The organism is Myxococcales bacterium (assembly GCA_016703425.1).
GTDB lineage: Bacteria > Myxococcota_A > Polyangia > Polyangiales > Polyangiaceae > JADJCA01.
Map to the genome: position 1 here is coordinate 150,752 of JADJCA010000008.1, position 14,837 is coordinate 165,588.

Below are 14,837 nucleotides of genomic sequence, written 5' to 3' on the forward strand. Positions count from 1 at the left end.
GGGCGTAAATCGACACAACGAACGCGGCCTCGGCGTCTTTTTCAGGACTCAGAGCGGGTGGGAAGCCGAGCAAGCGCCGAGCGGTCCGCGGCTGCCGTTCACGCCGCGCTCCCAGTTGCCGCTGTCGCATTGGAACCACGCGCCCGTCGCGGCGCCTTGAACGCAGGCGGCTTGGGCGACGCGACGCCCCAAGGTCGGTGAGTAGCAGCCGCTGCTCGACGGGGGTGTCGACGGCTCGTCGGGCGTCGCGCCGCTGCCATCGCACGGGCCGCTCACGTTGCCGCCAAAGTACTCGTAGTGCCACGCCTCGCTCGGCACCGTGCGGCGCCAGTCGAGTCCCTGCTGCGAGATGATCTGGTTGAGCCGCGAACGGTTGCTCGTGCCGAGGTCGAGGGCGCGACCGTTCTGGTGATTCGAGAAGCCCGGGCGCGCGGCGAGGTTGCCGTTGTTGCAGTTGCCCGACTGGTAGCAGCCGTAGAAGTAGCGCTGCTCGTCCATCGTGCGAAAGCCGCTGTTGATCCACACGTCGACGCCCTGCGCCGCGGCGGCCTTCTGCAGCTTGAGGAAAGCGTGCGCGGTCTTGATGCCCACGCGCTTACCGCCGACCTTCACGACGTCCATCGTCCCGATGTTCGAACCACCCGAGTAGGCGGGCTGCCGCTCGCGGTCGCAGCTCACGGCGCTCGAGAGGGCCGCTTCGTCGGAGCTGGTCTCCATCTCACCGTCGTCTTCGCTGTCGTCGTCACGAGGCGCCGCCGAGCAGGCCATGGCAGCGAGTGGGAGGAGGAGCGAGAGGAGAGCAGAACGTGCGATGACCATGTCCCGCCTACAGCAGGAAATAGGCCCCTTCAAAACACGCAGTGAAACTGTAAAAAAGGGCCCTGGGTGAGAAAAAAGCCACCTCCTGGGCCCTAAGTGTCTCCCCCCCCTGTCTCCCACCGTTGCGACGGAGAGACGAAAAACACCTCCGAACAGGCCCTAGAAAACTGACGAAGCTCAAGCTGTTTCGGCGATCCGCGGGTTTGGGAGACATCGCCCCAGGGGCGCGCAAGACCAGGTTTCCACCGCGAAATTCATCGCCGGGGCCCTTCCCGGGTGCGCCAACGCGCTGGCACCGCAGGTGCTCGTGTGTGGGTATGCGCCCCTTCTCGCTCCTTCAGTCCTTCCGAACGTCCTGGGTTCCCCTCGCCGCCTTCGTGGCGTCGGCGGCGCTCGCCACAGGGTGTGCCTCCTCTAAGGAGGAGAGCTCCGACCAAGCCGCGCTCCAGACCTCGAGGCCTCCGCAGTTCGTGGTCATGGGCTTCGATGGCTCGCTCAACTTGGCCTTCTGGGAGGAGTCGCTCGCCTTCGCGAAGACGACGACCGCGTCGGGCAAGCCGCTCGCGTTCACGTACTTCATCAGCGGCGTCTACTTCATCCCCGACGCCAAGAAGGCGCGCTACACGGCGCCGCACGGTTTGGGTGTTGGCAAGAGCGCCATCGGCTGGGGCGGCGACGAAGCGAAGATTCAAAGCCGCGTCGACTGGGTCGACCGCGCCGCGAACGAAGGCCACGAGATCGCCTCGCACGCCAACGGACACTTCGACGGCAGCGCGTGGACCCACGACGACTGGAAGAGCGAGTTCGATCAGTTCGACTCAATCTTCTTCGGCGCCAAGGCCGTCAAGAAGCTCTCGGCCGTGCGCCTCGAAGACATCGGCGGATTCCGCGCGCCGCAGTTGGGCCACAGCACGGGCCTCTTTCAAGTCCTCGGCGAGCGCCGCTACGCGTACGACACGAGCAAGACGGCGGAGGCGAGCTACTGGCCGCAGAAGCTCGGCAACGTTTGGAACTTCCCCCTCGCGCAGCTGCGCATCGTCGGCTCAGGCAAGAAGACGTTGTCGATGGACTACAACTTCTACTTCGCCGACTCGCGCGGCGTCGCCGATGCAGCCAACTCGGGCGTCTATCGGAAGCAGATGATCGACACGTACATGGCCTACTTCAAAGGCAACTACTACGGCAACCGAGCGCCGCTGCACATCGGCCACCACTTCTCAAAGTGGAACGGCGGCGCGTACTGGGCCGCGATGCAGGACTTCGCCAAGGAGGTCTGCGGCAAGCCCGAGGTCAAGTGCGTCACCTACAAGGAGCTCGTGAAGTACCTCGAAGGGCTCACGGCGGAGCAGCGCGCCGATTACCGAGCCGGCGCGTTTCCGAAGCTCGCGCGGCCCACGAACGGCGACTCGGAACGCGACGTTCCCGAGGGCTTCTTTGAGGAGCCGAGCGAAGGCGAGTTCGTAGGCGATCGGGATGAGGCCCATGAGATCGAAGAGGAATCCGCTGCGCCGTAGAGCCAATCCGAAAAACACCTGGCGCACCCCATGTGGGACGCTATCGTGAAGCACCCGTCATCTCGCACCAAGCATCGCCCCAGGGGAACACTCGCCATGCGTACACTCGCTCTCGCCTTCGCACTCGTCTCCGCCTCCATCGCGATGGGATGCAACAAGTCCGCGACCGAAGCCCTCGCAGTGCCCGTCCCTGGCGCCCAAGAGGAGCTGAAGCCCACGAAGATCTCCGTCACCGAGATCACGTCGGCCACGCTCGACCCGAGCCCGGAGCAAAAGGCGGCCAAAGCCGAGACCGAAGCGAAGATCCAGAAAGCCGTCGACGAGGAGTGAGAGGCGCGCACCTCGCGCCCGCCAGACTGAAATAGTCTTCCTGCGGCGGTGACGTACTCGCTGGAAATTCCCGGCGTTAAAGCAATTTGTCGGCACCTCTCGGCACCTCGGCCCCGAGGCCCAGCACACCCATCGCTGATCCATCGAGCCCTCAGGGGTGAGTGTAGGGAGCTTGGTGCCAGGTCGCGATCTGTCGCACGGCGGTGACAAAACACGAACGCGTTGCGTCTCCCACTCCATGGCACGTTGGGTGCGTAGGTCGTCCCTCGCGGGAAACCGAACGAAGGGAGAGGGCGCGATGGAGCGGAGATCATTCCTGGCGGTGATGGGGCTCACGAGCACGGGCGGGCTCGGGTGGCTGCTGCAAGGTTGCTCCGAAGCGACCCAACCAAATCGGCTCGGCACCGAGACCCCGACCGGCGGCGGCGCGACGACGGGACCGAAGCCGACGCCCACACCGACCGAGGCCGACGAGTACGTGCCCGGAGGTCCGACGGGACCGACCCCGGTCGTCGAAGCGCCGACCTTGCCCAACCCGGCGTGGGACGCGCGCGCGAAACAGCTCGAGGCAGGTGCGATCTACACGGAAGCGGCGCCGGGCCCTTGGAAAGACCGCATCGCGAGCCATCTTCCGACGATGGTCGCCGACACCGTGCTCGCCAACCGCGTCACGGTGCTGGTGAACCACGTCATGCAGAAGGCCAGCACCATCGTCGTCGACGGAGGCCCAGCAGCGGTCGACGCTGGGAGCGCGATGGACGCCGGCATGGATGCGGGGACGCTCGGCGACGGGGCCGTCGACGACGCCGGTGACGGCGGCGCAACGGACGGCGGTACGCCGGTGATCGATGCCGCGCCGCCGCCGCCGCCGCCACCCACGGGCCCCATCAGCGTGCCCGAGCACTACGTCACCACCATCTACGTCAAGACCGACACGGGGGTCGTCGCGGGACTGCTCGAGCTGAAGGTTGGCGACGCGGCGCCGCCCTCGGTCACGTTCGTGTTGCCGGCGGGTACGAAGTCCGTGACGGCCTACGAGTTCTGCAACCTGCACGGACTCTGGGCTTCGAAGCCGCTCACGCTGAAGTAGCGGCTCGCGCCCTTTGCGCTCCGCGGCTCCCAACAGAGCTGACAAAACGCGAACGCCCCGACAGCGGGGCGTTCGTGCTTTTGTTGCGACGGGCGGCGATGCGTTCAGTCGCGGCGGCTGCCGAAGAGGCGAAGCAGCGCGAGGAAGAGGTTGATGAAGTCGAGGTAGAGCATGAGCGCGCCGCTCACCGCGAGCGCGCCAGAGCCGCCGCCGGCGGCCGCGACCTGACGAAGCTTCTGCGTGTCGTAGGCCGTGAGGCCCGTGAACACGACCACCGAAGCGCACGAGATGATGAACGACATCATGCCGCTCTGCAGGAACATGTTGACGAGGCCGGCGATGACGACGCCCACGAGCCCCATGAAGAGGAACGAGCCCCAGCTCGAGAGATCTTTCTTCGTCACGGTGGCGTAGAGGCTCATCGTCGCAAAAGTGCCGGCCGTCACGGCGAGCGCCGCGGCCACCGAGTTGCCGGTGTAGATGAGCAGCAGAATCGACAGCGTGGCGCCGTTGAGCGCGGAATAAAGGAGGAACATGGCGCCAGCGGCCGCCGCCGAGAGGCGGTGCACGGACGCCGAGAGCGCGAACACGAGCCCGAACTCCCCGAGGATGAGGCCCCAGAAGACCATGCGGTTGCCCACGATGATCTCAAGGAGGGTGCGCGAACTGGCGACGCCGTAGGCGACCGTCGCGGTCAAAAACAGGCCTACCGTCATCCATCGGTAAACGGCCGACATGAAACGCTGTTCGACCTCGGCGGCCGGGCGACGCGCCACTGCTCCTGCGGTTCGGTAGTTCATAGGAGCGGAGGATAACTCGCCTCTTTGGGTCGCGCGAGGTCACGGGCACACAATCCTGCCGCGCCAGCCCCCGTGGTCGGCCGGCCTGGCCCAACGCCTCAGCTAGCTCGTCTCTTCTAGATCGTCTCGTCGGCGGCCTCGGCGCGATTTTCCTCGTCGGTCTGGCGAGCAATATCTAGCAGGAGGGCCATCGTCGTCGTGTCGAGGCGGTCAGGACGTTCGACCGGCACGACGTTAAAGTCGAAGCTACCGTCGGCCCAACCGAAGGCGCTTCGAAGCTCGTCGCGCGGCGACGCCAAGAGCACCGGTTCGACATCCACGACGCGTCCCTCACGGAAGAAGAGCCGCCGCGTCGCGTCGCCGCGCCGGAGCTCAAGCTCCCCCGTCATCTTGTCCATATCGATGACCTGAAGCAGCGTCGGCAACTTGATGCGCTCAAGCTCGCCGGCGAGGTGACTGCGGACTGCGCCCTTCGGCTGTGTGCGCACCTCGAGGAGCGTGCCCAAGAGGCCCTCGAGCGCCTCATTGACGGACTCCTCACGATCGCGCTCGTCCTGTTTGAAGTCTTCGTTCTTGGCGAAGGGAATGCCGAAGGCGGGCGTGAACCGGCGCGCGCGCACCTGAACCTTCTCCGTTGGCGCCACGACCGCCGACATCGTGCCGGCGGAGAAGCGGCGAATGGGCCCATCGAGCGCTTGCTGCACAGCGATCTCGATGCGCTTGCCGCGAGCCGCGTCCGTGGAGTGCCGCACGACGCGCCCCTCGACGCGCACGGTCCGAGGAAGCTCACGTGTGATGATGGCGACGCGAACCGGCGCCCCCACGGGGAGCTCCCAGTCGGACTCGAGCACGATGGACCGTACGCCGGTCTCTCGACCGACGCTCCGCGCGTCGTGCGCGCGGACGCCGTCGGCGGCGAGCGCGAGCACGTAGTGCAAGAAGTCCCGGAGCTGCGCGATGGCCTCGTCACTCTCCGGCATGAACTGGAGGGCGACGCCCTGCGTGACTTTTCCGTCGGGCCCCGGGAAGGCAACGGACCGCACCACGCAGGCCATGATCTGGAGCGAGACAATGCGATCGGCGCTCGAGAGGTAGAGCCACTCCACCTTGCCCGGTTCGCCGACGTTGCGGTCGTATTCGAAGTAGATGCCCGTTGCGCTCACGTTGCCGCTTTGCGGCCGGAGCTCGGTGTCGAGTCCGTCGACGGCGATCCAGATCTTGGTCCAACCGCGAGGGCTGCGGCGGCGCTCAGGAGGCATGGCGCCCAGCGTAGAGCCAAACGCCTGATTTCGTCAGCACGCTCGTCCGCGCGCCTGTCCGCACGAGAGACGCGTCGTCATCCGCCGCCACCGGCCCCCTCTTCGGCGGGCGGCGCCTCCGGCTCCGGCGGCGCGGCCGGCGGTGCTGCCGGTCCCGGGGCGTCCGCGCGGGCAGCTCTGATGACCTGCCGCGTCTTGGCGGTAGGCGGCGCTGTCGGCGGCGGGGCAGTTGTCGCGAATGAGCCGCTTGAGCGACGTGACCTCATCGTGCGTGAGCGCCGACGCGTCGAAGACGAGGGGGATTGTCCCCGCCGTGGCGATGGTCGACTTCACACGCGCGAACGTTCCATCGCGGCCCGTGTCCCACAGCGTAGAGAAGCGCTCTTCGAAGGCGTTGATGAGGGCCGAGTGTTTCGGGGCACGGAAGACGAGGACGTTCTCGAAGGTCTCGTGTTCGGCGTTGTCCGAGAGGTTGTAGCTGCCGGAGAAGAGCGTCTTCTTGTCGATGAGGAAGAACTTGTTGTGCATCTGCTTCGCGTACGAGGCGTCCCAACGGTACGCGTAGTACTTGTAGCGAACGTCGACGCCGGCCTTCCCCACGGCGTAGCCGTAGAGGAAGCCCTTGTCGGTGCACTTCCTCTGCTTCGATTCGTTCGCGCCGGCGTCGGCGAGGCAACCGTCGAGCTTCGCCTGCTGCTCGTTGTGGCCCGTGACCGAAATGAACTCCTGACCGTCGAGGTAGACGCGAATGTCGACGTTGGGCGACGCCTGTTTCTTCTCCATGAGGGCCAGTGCCACGGGGCGCGAGCGCAGGTGGCCCGAGGCGATGTGGATCGATTCGTTGGCGCCCTTGATGGCGAGGACGAGCGCGTCGGAGATGGTGTTCTTGGCATTCGTCGAGAAGGTCGTGTCCGTGACCTTGAAGTTGTCGGACGTAAAGAGCGCGTCGACGTTCTTGTCGTTGGGAATGAGGCTGTCGGGGATGGCGAGCGTGGAGAGCTCTTGCGCGATGGGCGTCGCCAAGGCGAAGTCGCGGGAATGGCTCCAGAGGTGATCGAACTCCCGCTGCAGGCGCAGCGTAAGCTCGGGCACCTTCGAAAAGAACATCGTGTTCTCGTCGTACTTCGTGCCGGCACCGCCGGACCAGTTGGCGCTGCCGCTGGCGACCTTCGCCGTGCGCGCTCGGCTCTTCACGTCTCGTGGCCCGTCCACGATGACGAACTTGTGGTGCATGATCTTGTTCACGTAGCGAACGTCGATGCCCTTGCTCTCGAGGCGACCGGACTTCGAGTTGGCCTTGGCGTCGCCGGTGAGGCGCGTGTCCTCGCCGGCCGTTTCGAAGATCATGCGGACCTTGACGCCCCGGGCGACGGCGGCTTCGAGCGCGCGTGCCACCTCGGCGTCAGAGAAGCTGTACATCGCCACGTCCACCGAATAGCGGGCGTCGGCGATGAGCTGGGCAATGCGAACGGTGTGCGTGCTCGCGGCGGGTTGGGGCGAGAAGATGACGTCGACGGAGCTGCCCTCGAGGGCGGCCTCGTCGGCGAGATCGTCGTCGGCGACATCGGCGGCAGAGCAGGCGGCGAGAAGGGTCAACCACGCGAAAGGGGCGCGAGAAAGCATGGCTGGCGTCACGCACCATTCATGCCACCCACCCACATCGTCTACCGCGGTGAAATCGTTCCGTGGGGCCGGAACGGTCGCTCGCGTCGGCGTGCGTTCGATCCACCCGGGCGAGCCAGTCGTCGCCGGACGGATACTCGTAACCATCGAGATACACATTACTATTACGCAATTGGGACCTTTTCGACGCCGGCCATTGGAGGCAAGGTATGGCCATGTCGCCCCGGCTCGTCGCAACCTCCCTCGTTCTCCTAGCGCTCGCCGCGTGCAGCAGCGAAGCGGACTCGCCTGCCATCGCGGCGGAGCCGACCGTCGACGCCGCAGCACCTCCTCTGCCGCCGCCGCCTCCGCCCCCTGCCCCGACGCTCATCGATGCGGGCTTCGACTCGGGCCCCAAGACGTGCCTCGAGACGCTCACCGCGAGGGGCATTCAATTCACCACGACCACGGCTCGCGGCATTGTCGACGCGGTGAAAGTGACGAGCGCCATCCGCGGCATCCGCTTCACGCGCGAGGACACGGACACGTTGGCGACCGATCCCATGGCCTGCTCCTTTGTGCTCACGCTCGATCGCTTCGCCGAGGTGCTCGCTAAATACGACGTCGTCCAGGTCGGGACGCTCGGGTCCTATTGCTACCGCTGCTGCTGCGCCTGGAGCCCAAGCAACGATTGCCGCTCGCCCAGCGACGCGGAGCCGAACTGCGGGCAAAACGGCTATTCGAACCATTCGTGGGGCCGAGCCGTCGATGTCCGCTACCTCAAGTTCAAGAGCGGCGCCGTCTACGACATCAACGATGGCAACGATTGGCTCATCGGCTCCTCGTCGGGCACCTGCAGCACGGGACTCTCGAAGCAGAAAGGCGCGAGCAAGACGCTCTACTCGATCGCGTGTGACACGGCGGCGGCCCTCGTCTTCAAGAACATCCTCACGCCCAACTACAACGAAGCGCATCGAAACCACTGGCACATGGATATCGGCGACAAGGGCGACGACGTCGCGGGGTCGAAGGTTCGCTCCCTCACCGGCTGGGGCATTGACGAAGGCGAGCACGCCGACGCGTGCGGCGGCCACTGACGGGCACCGAACCAAGGAATCGCGACCTCGAGAGTCAGACGAAATGCCTGTCGGCGCTGGCCGACTGGCGCGGAGGACTCATGCGCTCATCGATGCTGCTCGGCACCGTCCTTTTCCTTTCGTTCACCACGGCCGTCGCCGCGGCGCAGACGACGGAGAAGAAGAACGACTACTTCGAGGCCAAGAGCCAGGACGGCTCCTCGGTCATCTTCAAGGACGATCCCATGACGGCGCCGGGTCTCGATCCAAGCGGCGCGACGCTCTCGCTCCGCGGCAGGCCCATGCGCGCCATGCTCATCAAGCCGCGCTTGCATTTCGTCGAGGAGCTCAAGAAGAGCGTCGAGGCGCTGTAGCGAGAGCGCCCCGCCGAGGCGCGAATCGGCCGATCACGGGCGTCTGGCGTAGGCGACGTCGAAGGTCGCTTCGAGGCCGCCATGGACGCCACGCAGTCGGTCGACGACGGCCTTCGTCCAGTCGAAGTATTCGCGCTTGCGCTCCTCGGTCCAGTCGGCCGGCGGACTGTGCACAAGGTCGCGCACGTTGCTGATCTTGTCGGCGAGCTTCACGAGCTTCGCTTCGCGCGAGATGCTCGAGGCGTGCTCGATCTGCCTCTGCTTGCGCTCGGCCTTGGGAAGACTTCGGTCGTCGGACACCTCGAGGACGATGGCCCGAATCCGCGCGCCAAAGTGCCGCTCGAGCTCGTCGGGCGTGGTCTCCGTGTCTTCCACCGTGTCGTGAAGCAGCGCGGCGCAAAGCACGTCGACTTCGCCCACGCCACCTTCGTTGAGCAGGATGTTGGTCAGCGCGATGGGGTGATTGATGTAGGGCGACGCCACGCGATCCTTGCGCCGCTGATCCCGATGCTTCTCCGCCGCGAAGGCAAGCGCGCGAACCACGAGGGACATGTCGTCGTGCGAGGCCATGAGCCTAGCGTACGCCGCCCGCCCGAGATGCGCTCGGCGTTGCTGATGCGACGACGAAGCCGCGAGAACGGTCCATCGGGACGGACGGTCGCGCCCGCGACGCGTCGTCCCGATCGGGGATCGGCGTCTGGGGCAAATGCCGGGGCTTCGCGGGCCGTGCAGCGCGGAGCTCCCGGTTTCGTAGCCTTTGTCCGGGGCTCGTCACGCCGCCGCAAGGGCACGCGCGTTGCTGTCATGGCCGACATGCCCGACATCCACAGCGTCGCCATCCTCGCCGAACCGCCCGTGGTCCAAGTTGCGCCCGACGGTGGGTGGTTCGAGCGCGATGGCGTCGTGACGAGCCTGTTGCGTCGCCGGCCGCTCGCGCGGCTTGTCGCCGCGTTGCTCGCCGCCGGCGACGCGGGCCTCTCGGCAGCGAGCCTCATCGAAGCCGGCTGGCCCGGTGAGCGCATCTTGCAGAAGGCCGCCCGCATCCGATTGCGCGTGGCGATCTCCACGCTGCGCGGCATGGGCCTCGCGCACGCGCTCACCACCACGAAGTCGGGCTACGCGTTGTGCGCTTCGACGCGAACACGCCCGAGCGAAGTGGTACCTCGACTCGAGCGTGATTCATCGACGGTGCTCACGAGCGACGAGGTCGCGAAGGCTGGCTGATGTGCACCGCCCTCGCGCCTTGACTCAGCCGCGCTGACGGAAGCCCTTGATGGCCGCGCCGATGCCGCAGATGGCGGCGATGGCGACGCCTTGAGCCGCGACGAAGAGCGCGGTCTTCAACGAGAGGCCCGAGAGGACCGACTGCAGACCGATGTCGGCCGCGCCGTAGCCGAGGGCCACGAGGACCGCGGTGACGAACACGAGGCCCTTCGACGCACGCGTCGTGACGGCCGAGCCGTAGCCGAAGGCGGCGAACGAGACCGCCGTCGTCAGGTACCACAGGCGCGCGATGAAACCGCCGCCGATGGGGAGCTTGAGGAAGAGGACGTCGAAGGCCGTCGCCACGAGGATCGCCGCGAGGCCGAGCACGATGGCCATGCCGCTTCCAAAGCGACCCGCGAACTTGTTCATCTTCGCGAGATCGACGGAGCCGACGCCGCGGATGCCCAAGCGCGGCGCCTCGATGGGGTTGGGCGTCATCGCGACAACGGGAGCGGCGGCGGCGGGCGCCGCCTTCGGTGCCATCGCCTTCGCGGGCGTGGACTGTTTCGGCGTGGTCTGCTTGGGCGAGGGCGAGGGCGCGCGCGCCGCGATCGAGGGCGCGGCCGCGACGGGAGCGGCAACGACAGGAGCCGCAACGACGGGCGCGGCAACGGGCGCGGTCACCGCGTGGGCGGCCGGGCGCGCCTGCTGCGGGTGGTGCGGGTAGCCGGCCGGGGACGCGATCGTGGTGGCGTTGAGATCCGCAACGGGGTCAGACTTGCGCTGCAGGCGCGCGACGTCGAACTGATCGGCGAAGGGCGACACCGCGATGACCGTATCGTTGTGCGCGATGCTCGGCGCCGAGGGAGCGAGGGCCGGCGTAGCTTGAGGCGCCGGCGCGCGCGGCGCCACGAACGACGGGCGCACAACCGTGCGGCCTTCGAGGTCGGCCGGGTGGACGCCGCTCTCGCGGTCGTCGTGTGCGTAGGGCTGACCGTAGCCTTGTTGACCGTAACCTTGCTGGGCCTGGGCCTGGGCCTGCGGCGGGTACGACGGCTGCGGCTGCTGCGCGTAGGGATAGGGTTGCTGCGGGTACGGCTGCTGCGGATAGCCCTGCTGCGGGTAGGCCTGCTGCGGGTAGGGCTGCGGATAGCCCGACTGCTGGGGATACGCCTGCTGCGGATAGGGTTGCGGGTAAGCCTGCTGAGGGTACGGCTGCGGGTAGGCCTGCGGGTAGGCGTCTGGGGTGTTCGACGGGTAACCCGACGGGTAGCCGGCCTGCTGCGGGTACGCGTGCTGCGGCGGATAGGGCTGCTGCGCGTATGGCTGAGGGTAGCCCTGCGGGTGTTGCGGGTAGCCCTGATTGACCGGAGCAACGGGAGCCTGCTGCGTGGGGGGCTGTGCAACCTGTGAGCGCCGAGCTTGCGACATGGATCGTCTCCTCGATTCACCCTGACTGCAGCCGGCGTACCAGCCGCAAGCTCCCGGAATGACGTAACGCCACTCGGGCTGGGCACCGCGGCGTTGCCGCATGCGGCAGGCAAGCGCGCGTCAATCGCTTGCAACTGCTCGAAATCGGCCCGGAAAAACGCGACGATTCCACCCCCTGCGGTTTTCTTTCAACAGGAGAAGAACCGCTCAAGAAACTTGGCCGCGCGCAAGCGCACATCAGACCATCGCGCCCTCGAACAGGCTGCTCGAACAGCCCGGAGGTCCGCCATGGAAGAACGCCGCAGTCACCGCTCGAACGTCCCCGCCGACGCGCTCTCGCGGCTGCTCGACGCGTGCCGAACACGCGGTCGCTTCGACGCCATCGTGGTCTCCGACGACGCAGGCCTGCTCGTCGCGTCGGCGGCGCCCAACGAGCTCGACGTCGAGGAGGTCGCCGCTGTGCTGCCGGAGCCGGACCGTCGTCGCGCCGTCGGACGGCTTCGCACGACGGCCTTCGGGGTGCACGGCCAGACGCTCTACGTCGGCGCCATCGGCGGGGATCCCACGCGCGTCGCGCCGGAAGTCCAGGCCACGTTGCGCGGCGTCCGTCGAATCCTTGCGGCCTAAATCACGAACGTCGTGAAGCGTCGCGCCCTTTGCGCGCGATCTTCACTTCCCAACAGCGGCGAGTTCGCTCCAGAACGACGCTTGCCAGAACGACGTGAGCGCGTTGAGCTTGTCGTCGTCAGACCCTTCGCGCTGCGCGTTGCCTGATTGGTAGGCGAGGCGCGCGGCCGACGGCACGAAGCCCGCGGTGGCTTTGGCGCGCGCGGCTGCCTCGCGAGCGTTGCGACGCGCCAAGTCGAGCTGCGCCGTCAACGCCCGACGATTCTCCAGGTGCACGTTGCCCTGTTGATCAAAGTGCCCGTCGAGCGAGTACCACTTGTTCACGAGCTTGGCGCCCGTCAGGTAGGCGGTCGACGCGGCAGCGAGGCGCATGAGCTTGACGCCCTCAGTGACGCCGGACTTGCCGCTGTATTCGGAGAGGGCGTTGGCCTTGCGAGCGAGCATGTACTCGGGCTCGCGCATGGCGATGACCGACTGGGCCGAGTCTTTCGAGAAGCCGGGCGCCTTGGCCAGCTCGTCTGTGATGAGCGAATCGAAGTATGCGAGCACCGCCGTGGACGCGGAGGCGTAGCCGGCCACGGTGCGATCGACGCCCGCAGGCGCGATGGGCTTCGCTTGGCCCTCGTCAATCATGAGGTCCTGCGTGTCCTTGGCGACGTCGAGGTAGATGCGCGCGATGTCGTAGAAGAGCGTCGGCGGGATGAGCCGATCCATGAGCTTGCCGACGTTCTCTTGCGTGATGCGCTCCTTGCCCGACTGCATGTTTTGAAGCGTCGTCAGCGCCATCGACAAGAAGTCGTCGCCGAGCATCGTCGCGGCGCGCGCGATGACGTAAGCGCCGAAGCCATTGACGCCGGCGATCTGCCCGCCGAGCGTCTTGCCCTGCGCCTTGACCTCGAGCTGCTGACCGTAGGCGTCGACCTCCGGTTTCACGTTCTCGCTGGTCTTCACGGCCTCCATCAGGCCCGCGATGTTGCCCTTCGCGAACAGGAAGACGAGGTTCGTCTTTCGCGTCGCGAGCGCGATCTGGATGGCCGTGGCGGCGTAGTTCTCGAGGGCCGCTTGCAGGTAACCGTTCTTCTCGTAGCGCTGCGCGATCTCGTAGGCCTTGTCGGCTTCGTTGACCATGTCGGCGGCAAACGCGACAGCACCGCCGGTGCGCTTGACCTCCGCCTTCAGGTTGCCGAGCTCGCGGTCGACGCGCGCCTTCCAGCCGGTGATCTTGGCGCGCAGGAGCGCCTGCGTTTGCGCGTCGGGCTCCATCTCGGCTTCGGCGATGGGCTCGGTGCGAGGCAAGGCCGCGCCGGTCAGGAACTCGTACCCTTCGTAGAGGTCGCCGATCTCTTTCGTTTCGAGGCCCAGCCGTTGCCCCACCGCCATGAGGTCGACGGTCTCGCCGGTCTTCATGTCTTTGTGGTTGCGGCAACCGATGGGAAAGCCGAATCGCTTGAGGCCCGACTCCTTCGCGCCCTCCATTTTTTGCACGATGCCGCCGACGGGCCCGGCGGTGCCGTCGGGGTTGATGGTGCCGGTCATCGTGGTGTCGGCGCGCGGCGCTTGTCCCTTGATCAGCGCGAGCATCGACGCCGTGGTGAGCATGCCCGCCGAGGGACCGTCGACGTGGCCGCCGACGTGGACGTTGAACTCGTAGTCGGCGAGGGACGCGCCAACGGTACGGGTCGCATTGAAGGCCGCGAGCCACGTAGCGGTGCGCCATTGGTTGCCCCCTCCTCCGGCAAACTCCTCGGCGACGCCCACGGAGACGGTTCCCGAGCTGTTGGGCCCCACTCGAATGCGCGCCGGTGCGGTGCCGCCCTTGGCCGTCGGACCTGGCTGCCCCGCGAACCACACGAACTTCACCGACGTCTCCTGCGCCTGCGCCATCTTCGGCGCGTCGGACGATGCGCCGGCGTTCATGAGCGCGTAGCCCCCCACGCCAACCACGCACGCTCCGAACAGCAACACCGGGATCGCGATCAGGAGCGCGCCGGAAGACTTCTTTTTCGCCGCTGCGTGCGGTTGCGCCGGCGGCGCGTGTCCATAAGGCGACGCCGCAGCGGGAGGCGGCCCGTAAGCGCCACCAGCCGGCCCGGGCGCCTGCGCGTAAGCCACCATCGGCGGTCCGTAGCCACCGCCGGGCGCCGGGCCGTAGGCGCCACCTGGCGGAGGACCGTAGTTTCCGCCGGCGGGCCCCGTCGGTTGAGCAAGAGCCGTGGGGGCGTAGGGCGACGCCGGCGGCGGTCCCATCATGACGTTGCCGGCGACGGTACCGCCCTTCGCGGGCGCGACGGCGCGAAGTTCCTGGAACGTGAGGCCGAAGCCTCCGATTTGGAGCGTGAGCCCCGGCGTCCATACGAGCTCCTGAACGCGCTGCCCGTTGGCCCACGTGCCGTTCGTGCTTCCGAGATCGCGAAACCGGAGCGTGTGCCCGTCGAAGAGCAGCTCGCCGTGCGTCGACGAGCAACGAGGATCGGGCAGGACGATGTCGCCCACCTCTCGACCTACGACGACGCGGGCGAGCGAAAATTCACGCGGCTGCGGCGCAGCGCCGGGCGCGTGAATGACCAGTACATAGGAACCGCTCATGGCTGGCGGGTAGCGAAGCCCTAGCGCCCCCGAGTGTCAAGCAATGCTCTTGGAAATCTCGAGGGTTGAGCGGGCCAGGCTGCAGCGTGGGGACGCCGTCCAAGGGCACGTTCACGTTCACGG

General features: G+C 67.0%; 14 protein-coding genes. 7 read left to right on the forward strand and 7 right to left on the reverse strand.

Annotated elements, in window-relative coordinates:
• Positions 1–48: 48 nt before the first annotated feature.
• A complete protein-coding gene (locus IPG50_15665) occupies positions 49–819 on the reverse strand; it encodes a D-alanyl-D-alanine carboxypeptidase family protein (GenBank protein MBK6693623.1) in 771 nt (256 codons plus the stop codon).
• Positions 820–1,136: 317 nt separating this feature from the next.
• Here IPG50_15665 and IPG50_15670 point away from each other — a divergent pair, with 317 nt between their 5' ends.
• The 3 genes from IPG50_15670 (at position 1,137) to IPG50_15680 (ending at position 3,753) form a co-directional block, all read left to right on the forward strand.
• Complete coding sequence (locus IPG50_15670; protein ID MBK6693624.1) at positions 1,137–2,333, forward strand: hypothetical protein; 1,197 nt, start codon at positions 1,137–1,139, stop codon at positions 2,331–2,333.
• A gap of 96 nt (positions 2,334–2,429) precedes the next feature.
• Complete coding sequence (locus IPG50_15675) at positions 2,430–2,663, forward strand: hypothetical protein (protein ID MBK6693625.1); 234 nt, start codon at positions 2,430–2,432, stop codon at positions 2,661–2,663.
• A gap of 298 nt (positions 2,664–2,961) precedes the next feature.
• Positions 2,962–3,753: a hypothetical protein gene (locus IPG50_15680; GenBank protein ID MBK6693626.1), complete on the forward strand. Its 792-nt coding sequence runs from the start codon at positions 2,962–2,964 to the stop codon at positions 3,751–3,753.
• 104 nt (positions 3,754–3,857) lie between these two features.
• Here IPG50_15680 and IPG50_15685 read toward each other — a convergent pair whose 3' ends face one another.
• The 3 genes from IPG50_15685 to IPG50_15695 form a co-directional block, all read right to left on the reverse strand.
• Positions 3,858–4,553 carry a Bax inhibitor-1/YccA family protein gene (locus tag IPG50_15685; protein ID MBK6693627.1) on the reverse strand — a complete coding sequence of 232 codons (696 nt, stop codon included), beginning with the start codon at positions 4,551–4,553 and terminating at the stop codon, positions 3,858–3,860.
• 116 nt (positions 4,554–4,669) lie between these two features.
• Positions 4,670–5,812 carry a DUF4388 domain-containing protein gene (locus tag IPG50_15690; protein MBK6693628.1) on the reverse strand — a complete coding sequence of 381 codons (1,143 nt, stop codon included), beginning with the start codon at positions 5,810–5,812 and terminating at the stop codon, positions 4,670–4,672.
• Between the two features lie 33 nt (positions 5,813–5,845).
• On the reverse strand, positions 5,846–7,435 hold the full coding sequence (locus IPG50_15695; protein ID MBK6693629.1) for a hypothetical protein: 1,590 nt from the start codon (positions 7,433–7,435) through the stop codon (positions 5,846–5,848).
• 215 nt (positions 7,436–7,650) lie between these two features.
• On the opposite strand from IPG50_15695, the gene IPG50_15700 reads away from it, so the two are divergent.
• Both IPG50_15700 and IPG50_15705 read left to right on the forward strand, forming a co-directional pair.
• The gene (locus IPG50_15700) at positions 7,651–8,511 is read left to right on the forward strand and encodes an extensin family protein (GenBank protein ID MBK6693630.1); all 861 of its coding nucleotides are present in this window, start codon (positions 7,651–7,653) and stop codon (positions 8,509–8,511) included.
• A gap of 80 nt (positions 8,512–8,591) precedes the next feature.
• A complete protein-coding gene (locus IPG50_15705) occupies positions 8,592–8,864 on the forward strand; it encodes a hypothetical protein (protein ID MBK6693631.1) in 273 nt (90 codons plus the stop codon).
• 33 nt (positions 8,865–8,897) lie between these two features.
• Here the strand turns inward: IPG50_15705 and IPG50_15710 are convergent, their stop codons facing one another.
• A complete protein-coding gene (locus tag IPG50_15710) occupies positions 8,898–9,416 on the reverse strand; it encodes a bifunctional (p)ppGpp synthetase/guanosine-3',5'-bis(diphosphate) 3'-pyrophosphohydrolase (protein ID MBK6693632.1) in 519 nt (172 codons plus the stop codon).
• A 261-nt stretch (positions 9,417–9,677) separates the two neighbouring features.
• Here IPG50_15710 and IPG50_15715 point away from each other — a divergent pair, with 261 nt between their 5' ends.
• The gene (locus tag IPG50_15715) at positions 9,678–10,088 is read left to right on the forward strand and encodes a hypothetical protein (GenBank protein MBK6693633.1); all 411 of its coding nucleotides are present in this window, start codon (positions 9,678–9,680) and stop codon (positions 10,086–10,088) included.
• 24 nt (positions 10,089–10,112) lie between these two features.
• Here IPG50_15715 and IPG50_15720 read toward each other — a convergent pair whose 3' ends face one another.
• Positions 10,113–11,501: a hypothetical protein gene (locus IPG50_15720; protein ID MBK6693634.1), complete on the reverse strand. Its 1,389-nt coding sequence runs from the start codon at positions 11,499–11,501 to the stop codon at positions 10,113–10,115.
• Positions 11,502–11,789: 288 nt separating this feature from the next.
• Here IPG50_15720 and IPG50_15725 point away from each other — a divergent pair, with 288 nt between their 5' ends.
• Positions 11,790–12,128, forward strand: coding sequence for a hypothetical protein (locus IPG50_15725; GenBank protein ID MBK6693635.1), 339 nt, complete (start codon positions 11,790–11,792; stop codon positions 12,126–12,128).
• 42 nt (positions 12,129–12,170) lie between these two features.
• On the opposite strand, the gene IPG50_15730 is transcribed toward IPG50_15725, so the two are convergent.
• The gene (locus IPG50_15730; GenBank protein ID MBK6693636.1) at positions 12,171–14,714 is read right to left on the reverse strand and encodes an FHA domain-containing protein; all 2,544 of its coding nucleotides are present in this window, start codon (positions 14,712–14,714) and stop codon (positions 12,171–12,173) included.
• Positions 14,715–14,837 lie beyond the last annotated feature (123 nt).

What these genes read in the sequence shown, in the direction of transcription:
- IPG50_15695 (MBK6693629.1), bottom strand. Translation starts at nt 7,435, where the DNA reads ATGCTTTCTCGCGCCCCTTTCGCGTGGTTGACCCTTCTCGCCGCCTGC.
- IPG50_15710 (MBK6693632.1), bottom strand. Translation starts at nt 9,416, where the DNA reads ATGTCCCTCGTGGTTCGCGCGCTTGCCTTCGCGGCGGAGAAGCATCGG.
- IPG50_15730 (MBK6693636.1), bottom strand. Translation starts at nt 14,714, where the DNA reads ATGAGCGGTTCCTATGTACTGGTCATTCACGCGCCCGGCGCTGCGCCG.
- IPG50_15680 (MBK6693626.1), top strand. Translation starts at nt 2,962, where the DNA reads ATGGAGCGGAGATCATTCCTGGCGGTGATGGGGCTCACGAGCACGGGC.
- IPG50_15675 (MBK6693625.1), top strand. Translation starts at nt 2,430, where the DNA reads ATGCGTACACTCGCTCTCGCCTTCGCACTCGTCTCCGCCTCCATCGCG.
- IPG50_15685 (MBK6693627.1), bottom strand. Translation starts at nt 4,553, where the DNA reads ATGAACTACCGAACCGCAGGAGCAGTGGCGCGTCGCCCGGCCGCCGAG.
- IPG50_15715 (MBK6693633.1), top strand. Translation starts at nt 9,678, where the DNA reads ATGCCCGACATCCACAGCGTCGCCATCCTCGCCGAACCGCCCGTGGTC.
- IPG50_15725 (MBK6693635.1), top strand. Translation starts at nt 11,790, where the DNA reads ATGGAAGAACGCCGCAGTCACCGCTCGAACGTCCCCGCCGACGCGCTC.
- IPG50_15720 (MBK6693634.1), bottom strand. Translation starts at nt 11,501, where the DNA reads ATGTCGCAAGCTCGGCGCTCACAGGTTGCACAGCCCCCCACGCAGCAG.
- IPG50_15700 (MBK6693630.1), top strand. Translation starts at nt 7,651, where the DNA reads ATGTCGCCCCGGCTCGTCGCAACCTCCCTCGTTCTCCTAGCGCTCGCC.
- IPG50_15670 (MBK6693624.1), top strand. Translation starts at nt 1,137, where the DNA reads ATGCGCCCCTTCTCGCTCCTTCAGTCCTTCCGAACGTCCTGGGTTCCC.
- IPG50_15705 (MBK6693631.1), top strand. Translation starts at nt 8,592, where the DNA reads ATGCGCTCATCGATGCTGCTCGGCACCGTCCTTTTCCTTTCGTTCACC.
- IPG50_15665 (MBK6693623.1), bottom strand. Translation starts at nt 819, where the DNA reads ATGGTCATCGCACGTTCTGCTCTCCTCTCGCTCCTCCTCCCACTCGCT.
- IPG50_15690 (MBK6693628.1), bottom strand. Translation starts at nt 5,812, where the DNA reads ATGCCTCCTGAGCGCCGCCGCAGCCCTCGCGGTTGGACCAAGATCTGG.